Source organism: Candidatus Nitrospira allomarina, assembly GCF_032050975.1.
Taxonomy (GTDB): Bacteria; Nitrospirota; Nitrospiria; order Nitrospirales; family UBA8639; genus Nitrospira_E; species Nitrospira_E allomarina.
Genome location: NZ_CP116967.1, coordinates 3,737,653 through 3,756,250, shown reverse-complemented (window position 1 = coordinate 3,756,250; position 18,598 = coordinate 3,737,653). Strand labels below are relative to the sequence as shown.

Annotated in this window: 20 protein-coding genes; 13 read left to right on the top strand and 7 right to left on the bottom strand. The window is 51.2% G+C overall.

What is annotated here, in order from left to right; genetic code table 11:
* Positions 1-27: 27 nt before the first annotated feature.
* Positions 28-501, top strand: a complete 474-nt coding sequence (locus tag PP769_RS16680) for a hypothetical protein (RefSeq protein WP_312642255.1) — start codon at positions 28-30, stop codon at positions 499-501.
* A 197-nt stretch (positions 502-698) separates the two neighbouring features.
* Here the strand turns inward: PP769_RS16680 and PP769_RS16675 are convergent, their stop codons facing one another.
* Positions 699-1,241 carry a hypothetical protein gene (locus PP769_RS16675; protein ID WP_312642253.1) on the bottom strand — a complete coding sequence of 181 codons (543 nt, stop codon included), beginning with the start codon at positions 1,239-1,241 and terminating at the stop codon, positions 699-701.
* A 36-nt stretch (positions 1,242-1,277) separates the two neighbouring features.
* A complete protein-coding gene (locus PP769_RS16670) occupies positions 1,278-1,490 on the bottom strand; it encodes a GDCCVxC domain-containing (seleno)protein (RefSeq protein WP_312642251.1) in 213 nt (70 codons plus the stop codon).
* A 176-nt stretch (positions 1,491-1,666) separates the two neighbouring features.
* Here PP769_RS16670 and PP769_RS16665 point away from each other — a divergent pair, with 176 nt between their 5' ends.
* Both PP769_RS16665 and PP769_RS16660 read left to right on the top strand, forming a co-directional pair.
* Positions 1,667-2,068 carry a MerR family transcriptional regulator gene (locus PP769_RS16665; protein WP_312642249.1) on the top strand — a complete coding sequence of 134 codons (402 nt, stop codon included), beginning with the start codon at positions 1,667-1,669 and terminating at the stop codon, positions 2,066-2,068.
* Positions 2,065-2,298 carry a hypothetical protein gene (locus PP769_RS16660; RefSeq protein WP_312642247.1) on the top strand — a complete coding sequence of 78 codons (234 nt, stop codon included), beginning with the start codon at positions 2,065-2,067 and terminating at the stop codon, positions 2,296-2,298. Before PP769_RS16665 ends, PP769_RS16660 begins: the two co-directional genes overlap by 4 nt.
* 46 nt (positions 2,299-2,344) lie before the next feature.
* On the opposite strand, the gene PP769_RS16655 is transcribed toward PP769_RS16660, so the two are convergent.
* The 4 genes from PP769_RS16655 to PP769_RS16640 all read right to left on the bottom strand — a co-directional run bounded on the left by PP769_RS16655 (position 2,345) and on the right by PP769_RS16640 (position 7,087).
* Complete coding sequence (locus tag PP769_RS16655; protein ID WP_312642245.1) at positions 2,345-2,968, bottom strand: class I SAM-dependent methyltransferase; 624 nt, start codon at positions 2,966-2,968, stop codon at positions 2,345-2,347.
* Between the two features lie 213 nt (positions 2,969-3,181).
* On the bottom strand, positions 3,182-4,132 hold the full coding sequence (locus PP769_RS16650; RefSeq protein ID WP_312647062.1) for an AI-2E family transporter: 951 nt from the start codon (positions 4,130-4,132) through the stop codon (positions 3,182-3,184).
* 9 nt (positions 4,133-4,141) lie between these two features.
* Complete coding sequence (locus PP769_RS16645; protein ID WP_312642243.1) at positions 4,142-4,282, bottom strand: hypothetical protein; 141 nt, start codon at positions 4,280-4,282, stop codon at positions 4,142-4,144.
* A 417-nt stretch (positions 4,283-4,699) separates the two neighbouring features.
* Complete coding sequence (locus PP769_RS16640) at positions 4,700-7,087, bottom strand: fatty acid cis/trans isomerase (RefSeq protein WP_312642241.1); 2,388 nt, start codon at positions 7,085-7,087, stop codon at positions 4,700-4,702.
* 173 nt (positions 7,088-7,260) lie between these two features.
* Between PP769_RS16640 and PP769_RS16635 the strand changes: the two genes are divergently transcribed.
* The 4 genes from PP769_RS16635 to PP769_RS16620 all read left to right on the top strand — a co-directional run bounded on the left by PP769_RS16635 (position 7,261) and on the right by PP769_RS16620 (position 11,583).
* Entirely contained in the window at positions 7,261-7,995 is a 735-nt protein-coding gene (locus PP769_RS16635) for a lipid-binding SYLF domain-containing protein (protein WP_312642240.1), read from the top strand.
* 154 nt (positions 7,996-8,149) lie between these two features.
* A complete protein-coding gene (locus PP769_RS16630; RefSeq protein WP_312642239.1) occupies positions 8,150-8,899 on the top strand; it encodes a DUF3313 domain-containing protein in 750 nt (249 codons plus the stop codon).
* A 349-nt stretch (positions 8,900-9,248) separates the two neighbouring features.
* Positions 9,249-10,697: a phospholipase D-like domain-containing protein gene (locus tag PP769_RS16625; protein ID WP_312642238.1), complete on the top strand. Its 1,449-nt coding sequence runs from the start codon at positions 9,249-9,251 to the stop codon at positions 10,695-10,697.
* A 157-nt stretch (positions 10,698-10,854) separates the two neighbouring features.
* Positions 10,855-11,583: an alpha/beta hydrolase gene (locus PP769_RS16620; protein ID WP_312642236.1), complete on the top strand. Its 729-nt coding sequence runs from the start codon at positions 10,855-10,857 to the stop codon at positions 11,581-11,583.
* Between the two features lie 208 nt (positions 11,584-11,791).
* On the opposite strand, the gene PP769_RS16615 is transcribed toward PP769_RS16620, so the two are convergent.
* Positions 11,792-12,469: a potassium channel family protein gene (locus PP769_RS16615; RefSeq protein WP_312642234.1), complete on the bottom strand. Its 678-nt coding sequence runs from the start codon at positions 12,467-12,469 to the stop codon at positions 11,792-11,794.
* Between the two features lie 654 nt (positions 12,470-13,123).
* Between PP769_RS16615 and PP769_RS16610 the strand changes: the two genes are divergently transcribed.
* From PP769_RS16610 to PP769_RS16585, 6 genes are all read left to right on the top strand, one after another.
* Positions 13,124-13,501: a hypothetical protein gene (locus tag PP769_RS16610; RefSeq protein WP_312642232.1), complete on the top strand. Its 378-nt coding sequence runs from the start codon at positions 13,124-13,126 to the stop codon at positions 13,499-13,501.
* 605 nt (positions 13,502-14,106) lie between these two features.
* Complete coding sequence (locus PP769_RS16605; RefSeq protein WP_312642230.1) at positions 14,107-14,748, top strand: paraquat-inducible protein A; 642 nt, start codon at positions 14,107-14,109, stop codon at positions 14,746-14,748.
* Positions 14,745-15,374 carry a paraquat-inducible protein A gene (locus PP769_RS16600; RefSeq protein ID WP_312642228.1) on the top strand — a complete coding sequence of 210 codons (630 nt, stop codon included), beginning with the start codon at positions 14,745-14,747 and terminating at the stop codon, positions 15,372-15,374. The genes PP769_RS16605 and PP769_RS16600 overlap by 4 nt, the downstream gene beginning before the upstream one ends.
* The gene (locus PP769_RS16595; RefSeq protein ID WP_312642220.1) at positions 15,371-17,032 is read left to right on the top strand and encodes a PqiB family protein; all 1,662 of its coding nucleotides are present in this window, start codon (positions 15,371-15,373) and stop codon (positions 17,030-17,032) included. The genes PP769_RS16600 and PP769_RS16595 overlap by 4 nt, the downstream gene beginning before the upstream one ends.
* A gap of 11 nt (positions 17,033-17,043) precedes the next feature.
* Positions 17,044-17,679 carry a PqiC family protein gene (locus PP769_RS16590; protein WP_312642199.1) on the top strand — a complete coding sequence of 212 codons (636 nt, stop codon included), beginning with the start codon at positions 17,044-17,046 and terminating at the stop codon, positions 17,677-17,679.
* 194 nt (positions 17,680-17,873) lie between these two features.
* A complete protein-coding gene (locus PP769_RS16585) occupies positions 17,874-18,371 on the top strand; it encodes a hypothetical protein (protein ID WP_312642197.1) in 498 nt (165 codons plus the stop codon).
* The last annotated feature ends 227 nt before the right edge of the window (positions 18,372-18,598 follow it).

Genomic DNA, 18,598 nt, shown 5'->3' with positions numbered 1-18,598 from the left:
ACCTTTGCAGGCAGGGGATGTGCCCTTATGAAAACCTTCATCATGGTTGCGGTCGCTGCAGTCACCATGGGCGTGACTCCAGTCTTCGCGGAGAACGCGAAACTTACTAACATGAAAAATCTGGTCGATCAGGTGAAGGCAGATAAAAAGTTGCTCATCGCCCACAATATGGATTTGACCGAAGAGGAATCCACGGAGTTTTGGCCGCTTTACGAGAATTATCAAAAAGATTTGGAGCCGTTAAACCGGAACCGAGCCGGCCTGATCGCCGAATATGCTGCAGCGTACACTGCCGGGGCCGTGTCCGAAGACCTGGCCAAAGAACTGGTCAACGAGACACTTAAAACGGAAGAGGCGGAAGTGAAGATGCGGCGGAACTATTCAGAAAAACTGGCCAGAGTCCTTCCACCGACGAAGATGGCTCGCTACCTGCAAATAGAGAACAAAATCCAGGCTGCGATAAAGTTTGACCTGGCGGCCGGCATCCCCTTGAAGGAGTGATGGGACATTCATGAATTCGTGTTCTTGTTTTTCCTACTCCCCTATGTGGTGAGACTTTCGGTTTGCCCTACTCAAATTGACTCAATCAGGTGCAACAACATGGTGGGGTTGGCCTGAACCAGCTTAACTCCTTGGCAGCCGTGGTTTGATACACCTCTTCCGAATGTGATTTCCTGTGCATGTGTCAACCTCTTTGGTTAGTACACGATGATACGGTCCGCAGACTGAAAAAGTTTGACCATCCGATTCAAGGCGATCGGGGTGACTTCAGATGCGACGTCATCAAGGTCGATATTATACAGGAGCATCATGGTTTGATTGCCATAGATGGTCACACCCATTTTTTTCAAGAACCCCAAGTATTCTCCATACTGATGAGGAATCTCTTCCAATGACGCGCCCATCTGATCAGCCAGATTGACTCGCTCCCGTTCCGGTAGCCTGGCACGATCGAGGGCGGTTGTGTCTGAATGCACCAGACGTCCGAACCATCCAAATCCCTTGGTGACGGAGGTGACGGCACTGGCATCCACTAGAATGGTGACCTGATGCCCGGCATTCATCATTGCCCAGGCCACGTTAGGGACGGCACAAATCTGGGCATCATCTTCCGATAAGGAAGTCTTCATATGGATCAGGATGTGTTGAGGCTGAATGGGCTCAGCCTCAACGGCCCTATTTCCTGTGAGAAGAGTCAAGACGACGACGTACAGACCTAACCTGAATTTCATATTTGTCATATGCAACCTCCTTTGAGATCTTTTCAAGGCGTGGGTTTACATATCCAAATGCTTTGTCTGCTGAGGGGGGCAAGACACCGTTCCATAGGAACAAAAGACGCAACAATCTCCTGCCTGGGGTTTGAGAATCGTCCCGCACTTCCGGCACTCATACCTCACCTGGCAGGAATCAAGGGACATTGTTTCGGGCTTGTGAAAACCGCATTGCGGACAGCGTATGACGGATTGTTGTTGTGTGCTTGCTCCCATTGGCAAATCTCCATTTTTTTCTGACGATTCCTACCATCCCACTCTTCATTCCACAAAGTGAGTCCAACTCATGGATATTTTCATACTTTATTAGACAGGTTTCCTCCTTCCTGATTCTCATGGTACAACCTGTAGCAACTACAGATGCAAGAACGTGTCTCAAGGAGCGAGGGAGCATGGATACCATTGGGGTCCTGTCCCAAAAAACCGGGTGCCACATCGAGACCATCCGCTATTACGAGCGTATTGGTTTGCTGGCGAAACCACCAAGATCCGAAGGCGGACACCGTCTCTATGGCAAGGACCAACTCAAGCGGTTGGTCTTTATCCGTCGCAGCCGGGAACTGGGGTTTTCGCTTGAGGAGATTCGCACGCTGTTCAGGCTGGTTGACGGCGAGCGGTACACGTGTCAGGAAGTGAAGGGGGTGACGGAGCAACATCTCAGGGATGTCAGTAAGAAAATCTCAGATCTGCGGAGACTTCAAAAGATACTTCGTTCGATTTCCTCCCAATGCGAAGGAGGGTTGGTTCCTGACTGCCCTATTATTGAATCGCTGTTTGAAGAAAAACGCCTATGAAAAAAGAGAGGGATGTAGTGCATAGTCCAAAGGGTTTGGGTGCGGTGTCGCATTCTCGGTGCATCCTGGGAAGCGTTTATGCAGGCATGGAGCACGTTCATATCCATACCCACACCGATCCCCACCATCAATATCAACACGAAAAGGAAGTGCTGGGGTCCCGCGCTCATTGGCATCGGCATCTACCGTTGCAACATGATCTTGGACTGATCCCATTTGTGGTCTTTTGATGCCTCTCATATAGTCATTTCCAAATTTCTTCTACCCCCAGAGATGTCAGGGTTTGCGTCTTATAAAGCGGCAATAGATAAACGGTTGTTTGTTGCCCCCCGGCGTCATATGAAGTTCTTCGAACGACTCAATAAAGACAAAGTTACTTCTGATGGCAAAGGTCAAAAATTCAGGAGAATACCGAACGACCGGTAATCCGCTGCATGTTGGTGGAGCCTCATAACCAAACGTTGCAATAATCACGTTGCCCTTTGCACTCACAGTCCTGTTCATGGTCTCGCAGTATTTTTCTCGATCTTCCGCCTCCGTCAGGAAATGGAACACGGCTCGATCGTGCCAGACATCATATGTCCTGGATGAACGAAAATCAGTGATATCGGCTTCGATCCAAGTCACGAGATCCGCACGATCGCCTAATCTGGCTTTCGCCCGCTCCAACGCAACGTCGGAAATATCGAGTACGGTGATGTGATTGAAATCTTGGTCGAGAAGGTGGTCTACCAGTGTCGAATCGCCTCCCCCCACATCGATGAGGCTTCCGGTTTTTTGAACCCCCGTGGCCTGAATCAGATTCAATGATAGGGTGGGGTGGGCCTGGTACCAGCCTAATTCCTCGATTGCTGTGGTTCGGTACACGTCTTCCCAATGTGTCTTTCTCTCTTGTTTCATGGCCAATTCTCTCTCGTGCGCGATCAAGATTTGCTCGACGTTATCCTCTACATGTCCCAGCCTGCATGAGAGAACAGGGGACAGTGCCGGCAAAACTACAAACACAGCTTTGTCGCCCTGTTTGATCTTCAAACATGGAATACATTCCGTATCCTAGCATCTCATTTTTACTAATTTAATCAAACTCCGATATGGGTGTGGAAGATTACCTTTCTATGATTTGGGCGCCTGGTCCTCGTGGGTAGGCTGGTCTACTTCCAGCCATGCCAGGAACAATTTATACCCCAAGGTTAAAACCACCGCTCCAATAAATAAGCCAATAATACCTGACAAGAGCAATCCCCCGATGGCACCCATGAAAATCACCACCATTGGGACATCCAGTCCGCGTCCTAAAAAGATCGGTTTGAGAATATTATCAAGCAGACTGACAAAAATTGACCATATCAGAAATAGGACAGATGTCAGGGTATCCTGTGTTGAAAACACGTAAATGACCACGGGAATCATGACGGGCCCGACGCCGATTTGCACGATGCCCAGGATAAGACACAAAAATGCCCAGAATCCTGCTGCAGGGATTCCCGCGATGAAGAATCCCAACCCTGCAAATAGCGACTGGATGAGGGCCACCCCCAATACGCCTCGCGCCACGCTCCGCACGGTCGCCTCTGCAAGGGTCGCAAGCTCCGCTCCCCGGTCTCCAGCCAGGCGTCTGCCAATACTATGCGCGAGCTGATGGCCGGACTTGGAGTAGGCCAGGAGCACTCCGGCGATCAATACCGCCACAAAAAATTGCAAGATTGCCAGACCTGTCCCTGTGACCATAGCCAGGAGCCAGCTTGCCAACATTCTGATCTGGGGTTCAAGTTGGACGAGAGCTCCCTCAATATTCACGGAAGCCAGGTTCCAGATATTGGCTAACGGTTTTCCAATTAACGGCCAAGTCTCAAGCCCCTGCGGGGGCGGGGGGACTGTGAGTGTCCCATCCCTCAAATGATTCACCACCATTTCCCCATTTTCAACCAGAAGTCCTCCTAGCAGGACTGCCGGCCAAACCAGAATCACCAACATACCGGCCGTTACCAATATTGCTGACACACGAGGAGAATCATGTAACAGATTTCGTAGAGACCCATACACCGGATAGATGGCTACGGGAATGATGAGACCCTAGACAATGGGGATGACAAAGGGGCGCAGGATGAGAAAACACCATCCAACCCAGAGAACGACCAGGCCGATCCGAATCGCAGCCTCCACTGCGTTTTTCGTAAATTCTTCATTTCGGGGGGGCGTCGAATGATTCGCCATATGAGTCTATTCCTTCTCCAGGTACTTTAAATAGTATGAGGTGGTAATCCCTAAAGGAAGTGCCAGTGATTGGTGAACACCAAGCTCGCCGGTGACGGGATTCAATTGGTGGCTCAATCCGGCATAAATTTTTGACAGCCGGTTTACCATCCCTTTATCAAGCCGGGATAGGGAAGTAAAATGGGTATAGGAATTTTTCCGGGGGGGACCAAAAGTCATCAGGGATTGGGGGTTCAATTAATTCCTATTCAAAATAAATTGATGAATGCGGATGATGTCTGTCAGTTCTGTGATATAGCTTGGCCTTTTTCTGAGTGTGGAGTGATGGCCGGAGCCAATACCAAGAAGTTCACGTAGGTCCCTTAAAACCCATTGTGTCTGTGGGGCGGCAGTTAGGTTATTGTGCCTCGCCCCGTTTTACCAGTTTTCCAGACGATTATAGTCCAACAATCCTGCTTCAATCGGAGACTCCTTTTGATAGGCAATCCGCAAGGCATCACTATGTTTCCAGAAATCTGGATCGCTTCGGCTGACACCAAAATGACCCACCAGGGCTTGATAATCCTCCTCACTGCTGAGGGTTTCCACGGCGCTGACAAAATCTTGTAATTGCGATGCCTCGACATGGTAAAGGGCGTTGGGATAGGCACCTAAAAATCCAGGCACCACGGTTAAGGTATCTTCTGCGGGAATCCGTCTTTCTTGTTCAAAGAACAGATGAGACACATTGCTTAAGCCATTGTTATGGATGAGGGTCACCACCTGATGACGCAAATCACCGGGTGCTGTTGATCCGCTGCCACTGATTGAGACGATGATATTTTGTGGTAACCAGGAAACGGCGACACCTTGAATGCGGGAGAGTTTTTTCAATTGTTGACGGACGTGCGTATTATCGATTTCCTCGATGGCATAAGAGGGGGATAACACCGGCTTGAGGTGTTGGCGTAACATCTCGACCAATTCGGATTTGGGGTGGGCGGTAGTAAAGTGAATGCCTGTTTGGCGATTTACGCGTTGGTTGTACACCTCACCAAAATTCTCAATTTCAGAACTGGCGTCTCGATACCAGAATTTCCATTCGTCTGCCCGCGTGCGTTCGGGGAGGAAGGTGAGAAAACCCAGCTCACCTTCCATCCGCAAAAAATCCATATAAAGCCGGGAGTTTAACTGGTGACCAATATTGCCATAAATGTCATATCCCGCGACCAGCAGGTAGTGAATGCGCTCAAGCAACGCATAGTCAAGGAGCACCAGTGTTTTGGGTTCATCGCCGACAAAGCCCTTGACGACCGTCGCATTATCTAAATGCCGAAACACCGTGAGGGCGGCATTGGCATTCCGGCCGTCCCCATCCCAAATGAGGTCGAGATTAATTTCTTCCGGTGTGGAGAGATGTTGTCGCAGATACTCAACTTTTCCTGCGAAATATTTCTTTTCCAATTTAGAATACTCCAACCAGTTTTTCAGGGCTCCAGCATTACTCTGCTGTTCTGTCGGCATCCGAAGATTCCGCTGTTCCTTTTCAAGAAATTTGGAATTCTGGGCTAGAGCCGGACTATCAGGATTGCCAAAAACAATCCAGAAGTGCTCGTTTATCACGTTGAGAGCGATTTGTCCTCGACACACGGGTCCTTTGATGAAATTCATAAGGGTAAACTCGGCTTCATCAAGCAGGAACTGATACCGGGACTTGACCGGGAGGCGTTCAAACGTTTCGAAGGGATTGGCAGAGGCCTCCGGGTCATAAGACGGAAGAGTGGGAACGTCGTATTCCGGTGCTAAAAAGAGCGTGTGATAACGCTCCATGCGCTGCGTGTTGAGCACATAGGGCATGTGGGTTTTGGCCAAAATGGTTGTCCGAACCGGCTCCAAACGATAATAGATGCGTGCCACCTTCGGATCATCGTAGGGACGACGCGTGGCAATGATGTCGATCGGGCTCCCTGGAGGGGTAGTCGATCGAACCAGGCGAAAAAATAATCCGGGGGTGTCATTTTCAAAATACAGATGGGCCAGGAATAAATGCTCGTACAGGTACCGACTCATTAATCGTTCTTTACGACTATTCCCATTGAAAAACGTTTCCCACTTTGAAATGTTGGCCAGAGGGCTTGCTCCCAATGGAGGTGAAGCTTCATAGCCTGCGCCTTCTTCCAACCACGTCCTCACTGTCCCGTATTCCCGGTCTGACAAACCCGGTAAGCCATAGGGCATCCCCCATAAGGGATTGGTCTCGGCAAAATCATTAAACTCTTCGAGCGTTGGACAATATTGGGCACGCTCAAGGGAAAAATCAAAATCGGCCGGTAGGGGACTGACCGTGGGAAGGGGGTGTTGTCGCTTAAGCTCCAACATTTTGGCCATCAAGCTCCCTTTAAGGTTGGCTTCTTTTGTCTGCACCCGTTCGTTTAATACCGGATAAAATTGTTTTTCCCGCCATTCAGATGAGGAATGCGCATCGACAAAAAGCCGCGTCGGTTCCATGGCCAGTATTCTTCCGGAATGATAAACCAGGTCCTTATTGGCACCGCGTTCGATCCCTTCCGGTGCACTGAGGTTGAGTTGGCAAGGAGCATCGTAACAGCCATGACACACGATACACCGGTTCTCGAGAATGGGCTTCACATCCTCCGCATATTTAACTGTTCGGACCTCGACCCCGGGTGTGGTGGTCAACCGGTTTTGGGGTGAGGACTTCCCGAATTGTTGATCGAGATGTAGCCCGACCAGGAGGGTACACCCGCCGCCGATGATCGTGAGAAGCAGGGTGAAAACTATTTGTGCGGATGGTCGCGTGTTCATCGTAGCTCCATAGAGGTGATCTTGTATTGCGAAAAACCATTTTTCAGTGTTTGATCGATTCCCACTATATCGAGGATAGGGTGAAAATTGCTAACCTCGCTCTATGACTATCCTCGCAAACCGTTTTCACGGTACATTCCTTGAAACCCTTTTAGCATTGGAGAGGCTCTATTATGTCTACCCAGGTACGATCCATGAGTCATTCTTCGCGGCTGTTCCGGATAATTCTTGGATGTGGCATGTTATGTCTGGCATTGGTCATTCCGACTTCGAGTTGGGCACAGAATGCTTCTGAAGAAGAGTTCCTGGTGGATAAAGCTCGTTTTACCCTGGAGAATTTTCTTGCGGATCCGGACATGCAGTGGTTCCGGGATTATATGAAGAACGCGCGCGGCATTTTACTTGTTCCCCAATTTATTAAAGGAGCCTTTTTTGTCGGCGGGTCGGGGGGAAGCGGTGTGTTGATCGCTCGTGATGAAAAAACCAATGAATGGAGCTATCCTGCCTTTTTTACCATGGGTGGTGCCAGTTTCGGATTCCAATTCGGCGGACAAGCTTCGGAAGTCGTGTTGTTGGTCATGACGCAAAAGGGCATCGATTCCCTGATGAGTACGACCTTGAAGTTGGGTGCCGATGCTTCCCTCGCGGTTGGACCAATCGGGAGAGGGGTTGAGGGATCGACGGCGCCAAATTTAAGTGTGGATCTTTTATCCTTTTCCAAGGCAAAGGGATTGTTTGCGGGCATTTCACTCGAAGGGGCAGTTGTCGCCGCACGGGATACGTTAAACACCAGTTATTATCAAACACCAACCAAAACGATCGATATATTGGTGCGGCGTAGTGTGAATAATCCCCAGGCCAATACTTTGCTCGAAGTGATCAGGAAGGCTACCAATGCAAACAATTGAGGTATTTTTCAAAAAAGCCGGGTTTGGAAGAAATATAACTATTTGCCGGGCTAGTGCCTGAACGCGTGCTCGAAATGCTTCGCCGATTTCATTCTGCATCCCTGATCCCTTTTTCCTTAAGACATTTAGACAGAGGAATGAAAGGAATTCATGAATGGTTGACATAACATCCTCCGATTGCCGCAGCGGAAAGCCGGGATTCAGGCAGGTTGACCGGCTTAAGAGACTCGGATTCTCAAGCGTACTTACGATCGTCCTCGTTGTTGCAGGGTGCGCGAAGACCGAACAGGCTGGAAACGTGCAGACTTCAGGATTTATCAGAGATTATTCCCTTCTCCAAGAGGGAGAAGAGGGGGAATCGCTTCTCGTGTACAAGAATCCTCAAGCTGATTTTTCCACTTATCGCACGTTATACGTGGACCCGGTTACCGTTTTATTGTCAAAGCAATCGTCGGTTCCCCAGGAACAATTACACAAACTGGGTGAAGATCTCCGTTCAAAGATGATCTGGGCACTCAAAGAAGATTTTCTTGTCGTTCCGAAATTAGTACCCGGAGCATTACGATTAGAGCTGGCTTTAACCGAAGCCGTGCCAGCCGATGTTGGTATGGATATTATTACCACTCTTGTCCCACCGGCTGGTGTGATATCGGCAGCCACGGGACTTGCCACGGGCACGCAGGCGTTTGTGGGACGGGCCACTGTTGAAGGAAAATTAACCGATGGAGACACCGGCACCCTGCTGGCGGCAGCCGTCGATCGTCGAATGGGAGGTCGAACGCTGGATGGCTCAATGGATTCATGGGATGATGTTCAGCAGGCCTTTGAGTACTGGGCAACCAGGTTATCCCAGCGGCTTCGTGATTGGCGGGCAACGAAAGAGGCCCTTCCTCGGTCTCCTTGAGGGAACGCACAGTTGAGTCCTTTTTTGTAATGGGATGGATCTGATTATTCTCCTCACACTTTCCCATTGTGACCTGTCTTTGGCCGATCCCTTATGGATACCCTTCCGTGCCTGATAGGCAGCTAATGAGGACCTGATTCAACTGGAAAATCTAAAGCACTGATTTTTCCGGATTTTTTGGACACGTCCTTAAATATGGATATATGTCGGCCCAGTTGATGCGCTGCCGGCGACAGAACTTTGCTTCCGGTGAATGGTTCAACGGAACCACAAAGGAATATCGGGAACAAGCTTCCACGTATAGTGCGAACTCCGCCGTCAATGGCGATGATGTGAAGGGACACTGACCATGGGCGCCGCCGTACAACTTCCCAACCATGAGCGCGCCGCGATTTTACCCATTCGCTCACTTGCAAACCAGGCTTTCTCGCGCGCCGCCGGCGCACCCCTGATTGAAGGCAACACCATCCGACTGCTCCAAGACGCGTGCGAGAATTATCCGGCGTGGCTCGAGGCAATCCGCGGGGCGAAACGGTACATTCACTTCGAAAACTACATCATTCGCGAAGATGATGCGGGTCGAATGTTTGCCGATGCGCTTGTCGGTAAAGCGCAGGAAGGCGTGCGCGTGCGTCTTATTTACGACTGGATGGGCGGATTCGGTAGAGCGTCGCGCGCTTTTTGGAATCGTTTGCGCGCGGGCGGCGTGGAAGTGCGTGGCTATAACCCGCCACGCTGGGACTCACCTTTTGGCTGGCTCAGTCGTGACCATCGCAAGACGATCTCGGTGGATGGCGAAGTGGGGTTTGTCACCGGCTTGTGCGTTGGGCAGATGTGGGTCGGTGTGCCTGAAAAGAAGATTGAACCGTGGCGCGATACCGGCGTGGAAGTGCGCGGACCGTCGGTGGCTGTCATTGAACAGGCGTTCGCAGAGGTCTGGGGGATGATGGGAGAGCCGATCCCTGAGCCCGACCTGGTCAAACCGGACGTGCACGCGCAGAAAGGCGAAACGGCCCTTCGCGTGGTGGCGAGCGTGCCGGCGACGGCGGGGATGTTTCGCGTCGATCTCCTGATGGCGGCCCTTGTGAAGAAACGGCTCTGGTTGGTCGATGCGTATTACGCCGGGACGACATCCTATGTGCAAGCCTTGCGTGCGGCAGCGAGCGACGGGGTTGACGTGCGCCTGCTTGTGCCGGACGCAACCGACATTCCGCTGCTTAGGCTCTTGTCCAGAGCGGGTTATCGTCCTTTGCTGGAAGCGGGTGTGCGAATCTTCGAGTGGAACGGGACGATGCTGCACGCGAAGACGGCCGTCGCTGACGGACATTGGGCGCGGGTCGGTTCGACGAATCTCAACCTCGCCAGTTGGCTAGGCAATTGCGAGATGGACGTCGTCGTTGAAGACGAACCTTTCGCGCGCCTCATGGAGCAGACGTATTTGCAGGACTTGGAGAATGCGACTGAGGTGATCTTAGATGCTCAGCGGAAAGTGCGCGCGCCGAAACAGCCGCGCCACCTGCATCCCATACTCTCCAGCGGCGGAGGAAGTGGCGGGCGTGCCGCTGCAGGCGCTCTCCGCCTCGCCAACACCGTGGGCGCGGCGTTCACGAACCGGCGTGTGCTCGAACCCCGCGAAGCGCGTATCACGGTGACGGCGGGGGTGATGCTACTGACGTTGGGGATTCTCTTCGCGTTCTTCCCGCGCTTGTTAGCCTATCCACTTGTCCTGGTCCTCACCTGGATCGCCGGCGCGCTTCTCTACAGAGGCTTCAAGCTGTACCGCGGCAAAGCTCAGTGAGAGAGTGGAAGGCGCCAACAAAGTGGATCGTCGTCGATCTGCTCAGAAGAGACCTCCAAGCGGGCGCGCCGAAAAGAAGCGTGATTCGGCTAGCAGGTAGGGCTCGATCTAAGGCCGGTGATGATCATCAAAATATTTACGGATTACAGGAGGAATCATGTTCGGAACCATTCGCAACATCGAAGGTGAACAGATCGACTACACCTTCCATCCGGGCGATACAAGTCGGAAGGTCATCGTTGTTCTCGGGCATGGGGTCACGGGCAATAAGGATCGCCCGTGTGTCGTCGCGCTGGCAGAAGGTCTGTCATACGACGAAATTCCGTCGCTCCGGCTGTCGTTCTCCGGCAACGGTAATTCGGAAGGTTGCTTCGAGGACTCCACGATCTCCAAGGAAGTGGCGGACCTGCGTAGCGTGCTCGACGCGCTCGACGGATGGAAGGTCCTGTATGTCGGCCACAGCATGGGCGGAGCCGTCGGCGTTCTGCTGGCCGGCCAAGACACACGCCTGGTAGGACTCGTTTCACTCGCCGGTATGGTCCATACGGAAGCATTCGCGCAGCGCGAGTTCGGCGACGTCACCCCGGGCGTGGGCTTCATGTGGGGCGACCCGGCGTGCCCGCTGTCCCAGACTTTCATCGACGATACCGCGGCCATCGGAACCGTCGTCACCTGTGCTCCGTCGATACGGGTCCCCTGGCTGCTTGTCCACGGAACTGAGGATGACCTTGTTCCCCTCCAGGACTCGCTCGACATTTTTGAAAGAGCCAATCAACCTAAGCAACTCGTCCAAATTGAAGGTGCAGACCATGTGTTCTCCGAGCACACCCCGGACATGATCAAGGTCGTACATGAATGGGTTCGAAAGCAGATCGGACGCGCGTAAACCGGTCGTATTTTGGATAAAGGAGTGGTAATAGCATGAGACCAGTGACCGTATCTACGGCGTCCCCCGCATTACCTGCGATCTGTGTGAGGAGGGCGAACTGGAAGTTTGGATGATTCTCGTTTGTGGGGCTTGCCCGGGATGGAAGCCCCGACAAAGTACTCAGGCGAAGATACGGCGAACAGGCAATTCCAGGTCGAAAAATGCCCTAGGGCTTTCTGCCGTTATTGTTCTTATCGGAAAGATACATGCCGACCAGCCATGCCACCAAGACGGCAACATAAAATTGTCCGACGATCGCCTCGAGATAGGAGAGAGTGCGGGCGATCGGCTTCATGGGGGTCACGTCGCCGTAGCCTAAGGTGGTAATGGTGACATAGCTGTAATACAGCAATTCTGAAAACTGGACTCCTACCGCCGTGGATGTCAGGCCGTGAAACGAGTTCGGGTTGGCGATGTTGATGATAAGATAAATCACCGACCAGTTGAGTCCGATCAGGAGATAAATGCAGATGGCGCCAATGATTTTATTCAGGGTGATGGGGCCTGAAAGGAGCAAATGTCGGGAAGCAATCCAGGTGCTGAACAGAGAGAACACAAATAGGATGGCCATGTTGACAAACTGAAGCTCAGGAATGTCTAAGAAATAGTCGATGGTGGCAGTCGCGATCCCACTGACGGTAAGAATTCCTCCTCCGACCATCAACCATTTTTTTTCACTCACATGGCTCCATATCCCCATTAGGAGCATGAGGCAAAGAGCGGGCTCAAGGAACAAACGCCGGGTCTCACTCGTGACCCCGGCTTCTCGTGCGATGGCAACCGAGAGCAACAGGAACAACAGACCTCCTAGCAAATACCCAAAGTTCATCCTTTTGATAGGCATCGGTGTCTTCTCCGAATGGCGAAAGAGGGAGGTTTCATGTGTATTGGCATATCTGTTTTTTGTGGCGCTCTAATGGTCGATAGGGGAAGAAAAGCGTACCTTCAGGTCAGAATTTTTTGACGTAGAAAGTTTGCCGGCAAAGGAGTCTTTCCACTTTGGCAGGAAAGGCCACAAAACCGACGCGATTGGTCCATTGGCAACAGTCCGGAATTTCGAGGGGATGGCTGGTCTCGAGAGTTCTTCATCGTTACACAGAGATTTGCGGGACATCTGTGAAAAGACTTTCTCCCGCCAATTGCTTCGCAGGGTCAATACACGCCGCGGGTGCGCAAAACCTCAACATCCGGTCCCAGGCATTTTGCAGAGTCTATCATAGGAAATAGGATAGGTCCCCCGATTGAGGATGCAAAACTCAAAGGGATGCTTCATAATACAGCCCGCCAGGATAATGGGGAGAGGATTTAGGAGCGTCCTCTAAGAGGTCGGCGTTTGGATGGACATTTCTTCCTGTGCTCTGTAACAGGATGAATACGGTCAAGTTGGTAGGTCGAATTTTTTGAGAAGGGTTGGTCCCCGGTCCGAATCGGTTGAGAGAGCCGCATGGCCTTGGGTGGAAAGGATTGATGAGATTTTTATATTTGTGGGAGACATTTCATGATGCTACGAGAAAAATCTGATTTTAGGAACAGACAAAGGTATGGGCTACAAAAAACATGGTCATTCGTTCTCACGATTCTCCTCGCCGCATGTGCGCAAAACCCAGCCTATCTCTATGAGATGGGTGAGAGACCGATACCCATAGGAATCGAAAAAGAAATCATCCCGCAGACCACCACTCAGGATGAGGTGTTAACCCTGCTTGGAGAGCCCGTCGCCCGCCTCAAAACCCAGACGCATGAGGGACATATTCACATCTGGACCTATTCGTATATGGATCTTCAGAGCACCTCACAGGACAAGGGGGAGTCGCTGACCATCACCTTTGATGATAAAACCCTTGTGGTCCAAAGTGTCACCAGAGGCCCGCTTTAACACAGGATTGGACAATCAGGAAGAACGCATTTAAGCCTGTTTTGATAGGGTAATGGCTTCCGGGGAATTTTTCTGTGGTGTACTTGTAGCCTTGCTTCTGAATGCTGAATCTACCTTGAACATGTAACATGGCTCGGAAAAGTCTCAAACGGATTATCGGGGAGCTATGGTTTTAGGCATGGTTCACCTTGCGGGGTGGGGACTGTCCGTTCTTTCTCTCTAGCAGGGTGGGGAAAAAGTCCGTCAGCGGCGTTCTTGCCTCTTGTCCGTGTTTCCGTACGGGCTTCTCCTTTCCAAAATCCGGGTTCATCTCCAACCCTTCGTTGAGTAAGGGCGATATGAGGACATTGGGGTTCTCGAGCGATCCCTTCATGTCCGGAACCGTATTTTGGTGAAAAGGCTTGGGGGTGTTTTTGGCTTATCCTGGTTAATCCTTCATTATATTATGGGAGGTTATCCAAGGCCGCAATCAAGCTTTAATAGTCCCATTCGTGCCGAATGCCTTGTGTTTGGTGGCCAGTTGCTGGTGAAAAATTTTCTCGAATGTGTTACAAGCATCAGCGACACGATGGGACATTCCATTGAGGACGCACAGTGGAGATGATGTGTTTCCAGCCGGATCGAACGGGAATGACATGGCCGCCCTCCATACCTTAATTGCCTGTCATGAATGCGATCTTCTTCATCGTATTCACCCGCTACAGTATGGTGAGCGGGCCAGGTGTTCGAGATGTGGCGCATCGTTGTATGCGAAAAAACGGGATAGTTTCGAACATACCATCATCCTGGCCTTGGCCAGTCTCATTTTCTTTACCCTGGCGAATGTTTTCCCGTTTATGACATTCGAGCTCAATGGCCGTGTTCAGGAGAGCCTTCTATCCACAGGGGTGAGGGAGTTCTTTGACCGGGAAATGTGGGCGTTAGGGGTTCTGGTGTTGTGTGCAAGTATCATTTTTCCAGCCCTGAAAATCCTCGGCATGTTATACGTTCTTGGGCCGCTGGAATTCAACAAGCGACCGTGGCACGCCGCGCTGGTCTTTCGGATAGTTGAGCACTGCCGGACCTGGGCCATGATGGACGTATATTTGCTGGGAGTGATCGTTGCCGTGGTGAAGTTGTCGGATTTGGCCAATCTGGTTCCCGGTGTGGCGATTTATTCATTTGTCGCCTTAATCCTGACCCTGGCTGCCGCCGACTCTGCACTGGACACCCATGCGGTTTGGGAAAAAATGGAGAAGATTGCGTGAGCGGCCCCACCGCAGCCCGGTCGGGGCTCATGAGTTGTCATGCCTGCCATCAACTCAGTCGAATATCCCCACTATTGAGTGAGGGGGAGGCCATCTGCCCTCGCTGCGAGGCCCATCTTCACCTGCGAAAACCCAATAGTATTTCGCGCACGTGGGCCCTATTGATTGCCGCCTATATTTTGTATATCCCGGCCAACCTGCTTCCGGTGATGACGGTGATTTCGTTTGGGAAAGGCGAAGCGGATACAATCCTGAGCGGGGTCAAGGAACTCATTCATGCCGGAATGATGCCGATTGCCTTGCTGGTATTTTTCGCCAGCATTACCGTGCCGGTTTTAAAGCTCCTGGCGCTGACGTATCTGTTGCTTTCTGTCCAATACAAATCTCAATGGCGCCCAAGCCAACGGACAAAGTTATACCGGATGACCGAGGTGGTCGGCCGGTGGTCCATGATTGATATTTTTATGATTTCGATTTTAATTGCCCTGGTAAAACTTGATGCCGTGGCGACAATTGAACCCGGGCCGGGGGCGATCTCATTCGCCGCAGTGGTGATTTTGACCATGTTTGCCGCCATGAGTTTCGATCCCCGATTGATCTGGGACAACATAGAGGAGAAATCATGAAGGACAAGGAATTCAATCCTGGCGATTTCGAGGATTTGCCCAAAGCCACAGTACAAAAAAAGCGCGGGATTTCCATCGTGTGGATTATTCCTATCGTTGCGGCTCTTATCGGAGGGTGGCTAATTTTCAAAACCATCTCCGAAAAGGGGCCAACGGTCACCATCACCTTTAAAGATGGGGCCGGGTTGGAAACCGGAAAAACCAAAATTAAATACAAGTCCATTGAGGTCGGAACCGTCAAAACCGTGCATATCAGTCATGACCTCTCTCACGTGGTTGTGACCGCAGAACTCGGCAAACAGGCTGAGCCTCACCTCACGGAAAATGCCCAGTTTTGGGTGGTCCGTCCCCGGCTGGGATTAGGCGGTATTTCGGGGCTTGAGACATTAGTGTCCGGAGCCTATATTGCCATGGATCCCAGACCTGGACCTTCGGCTCGAACATTCACGGGACTGGAGAAACCACCTGGAGTGACACGGGAAGACCAAGGGGCTCAATTCCAATTGCAGGCGGAAAATCTGGGATCGAGTGCCCCCGGTGCCCCGGTCTTTTATCACGATATTCAGGTTGGACGTGTTCTTGACTATGCCTTGGACAAGGAAGGCGAGGGTGTGTTGATTGATATTTTCATTCAAGCCCCGCATCATCTGCGGGTACGGGATACCAGCCGATTCTGGCAGTTAAGCGGGTTTGAAGTATCGTTTGGGGCAGAAGGCCTTGATGTGAAGATGGAATCGCTCTCCTCCCTCCTCACCGGAGGAATTGCATTCGATACTCCGGCAACCGCAGGAGGGTCGGGTGAGCCCAGCCAACCGGGCACGGCCTTTAAACTTTTTGAGAATTTTACCAGTATTCAAGACGAGAAATATGTCATGACGCGTCCGTTTGTCATCAATTTCGATGGATCAGTGAGGGGCTTGAGCGTCGGGGCTCCTGTGGAATTCCGGGGAATTAAAATCGGGATCGTCTCCGATATCGCGGTCAAGCTTGACCCTAAGACGCTTGAAATTAAAATTCCCGTGCTTATCGAGATCCAGCCGGAACGAATCACCACCATACAGGTTGTGCAATCACACGTATTAGAGGATCAATACGCTATCATAAAGCATATGGTGAAACGCGGGTTGAGAGCTCAACTGTTGACCGGGAGCCTGCTGACCGGACAGTTGTTCGTCGGGCTTGATTTCCACCAGAATCTTCCAGAGAAAGAGCTGATTATGTCCGGAAAATATCCGGAGATTCCGGCAGTACCCGCAGCGATGGATGAATTGCGACGAACGGTTACCGATGTGATGGCAGAAGTTCGACGGTTGCCTCTTGATAAAATTGCCAAGGAAATACTGGAAACCGTCGAAGGCGGCAACCGTTTGGTCAATTCTCCCGACACGCAAAAAGCCGTCCACAATCTTAATGCAGCATTAGGAAATGTGGAAAAGTTCACTGAGGGTCTTGACCGGCAGGTTGATACACTGATGACGAATTTAGATAACACCCTGGTGATGGTCCAGAAAGGAATACAGCAGATTGATCCCAATTCACCTGCTGCGGTGAATATGAACAGTGCCCTGAAGGAGCTGTCTGCTGCCGCCCGCTCTATTCGGGTTTTGGCCGATTATCTCGAACAACATCCTGAAGCATTAGTCAAAGGGAAACATTGAATGAGGTGGACATGAACAGCATCATACATGGTTTCCGTATCATCGTGGCCTGCGTAACCCTTCTGACTATCTTGGGGTGCGGGACGAGTCAACCTTCGCATTTTTATTTGTTGCGAGCCCTGCCGCCATCCTCCGTTTCAGGCTTATCAGACACGAAAGCCTCAAGCCTGTCCTTTGGATTGGGGCCGGTCACCCTTCCAAAATATTTGGACCGGCCGCAAATTGTGACTCAATCGGGTGGGCATGAGGTCGAGTTGGCGGAATTTCATAAATGGGCTGAACCGTTGAGCGAAAATGTGTCTCACGTCCTGGCGGAAAATCTCTCAGCCATGCTTTCGACGGATCGGATCGAACAGTATCCGTGGAGGAGAACAACTCCCGTGGATTACCAAATTGTTGTGGATATCTTGCAGTTTGATGGGACCAGGGGAGGGGAGGCCGTCTTGTCAGCACGGTGGAGCCTTTTGGATGGAGATGAACAAACAGTCTTCACCACAAGGAAAACGCATGTGACCCATCATCCCACAAGCCAGGATTATGAAGCGCTGGTTGAGGCCATGAGTCAGAATCTTGAGGATCTCAGTCGCGAGATTGCCGAGGCCATTAAGTTGCTTCTCCCCACAATCCTACCTGGCTCAACTTCATAAACTGCCATTGGCAGGGATGTGTTTTGCTGCGTGCAGAGACACACTTAAAAATGGCCCTAGGGGTCATGGATCGCCATGTGCACACAATCCGACGGGACTTTTCATCCTGATGTTATCTGATGCTCACCATCGATGGTCGTGGTACTTTGGTTTAACTTGCAGGACAAGACGCACACTTACACGGAGAATAATTCATGGGGATGCTTTCAACGGTCAAACATGAAATTAAAGAAGTCGGTTTAGTGACCCTGTATTTTTTCTTCTGTTTCGGCGTCATCCTGACTCTAAAAAAACTGATGTTGGAGGGTTATCATATCGAGTTTTACGCCTTCTCCACGGCATTGGTCGGCGCACTCATTGTTGCAAAGGTTGTGGTCCTGTTGGGTAAAACCCGAGCGGGCACCAGGTTTGATGCTCATCATTCCCTCGGTGCGGCTGCTCTGTATCGGACCATCGTGTATAGTGGATGCACCTTCCTGGTTTTATTTGCTGAAAAAATGTTTCATGCGTTTCGGGAAAGTGGTCTGTTGGGTGCGGCTTTCATGGATGTGTGGGAGCAGAAGGATCTTCCTATTATTTTCGCTAAGGTGATATGCATCGGGCTGGCCTTTATGGGATTTTTTCTTTATCGAGGTATTGATCGGCGGTTAGGAGAAGGGACCTTGAGGCGAATCGTATTCAGTGCTCCCTGATTGCCTTCACAAAGGGTTTTTGTCACCCCATTCTCGCGGGCTGCGTGTATCACGTTGTCTCCCTGACAACCCAACTTCCTTGGATTTGTTCGCTCCCGCACTTGTTGGTCTCTTTGACTGTGCCCGGTCTGGAACCCCCGAAGGTGTGTGACGTGATAGGGGCAGAGTGAGTCAAAAAACTCATGTCAGGAAATTTTTATCGTTTGATAACCTTGAGATTCATGCTT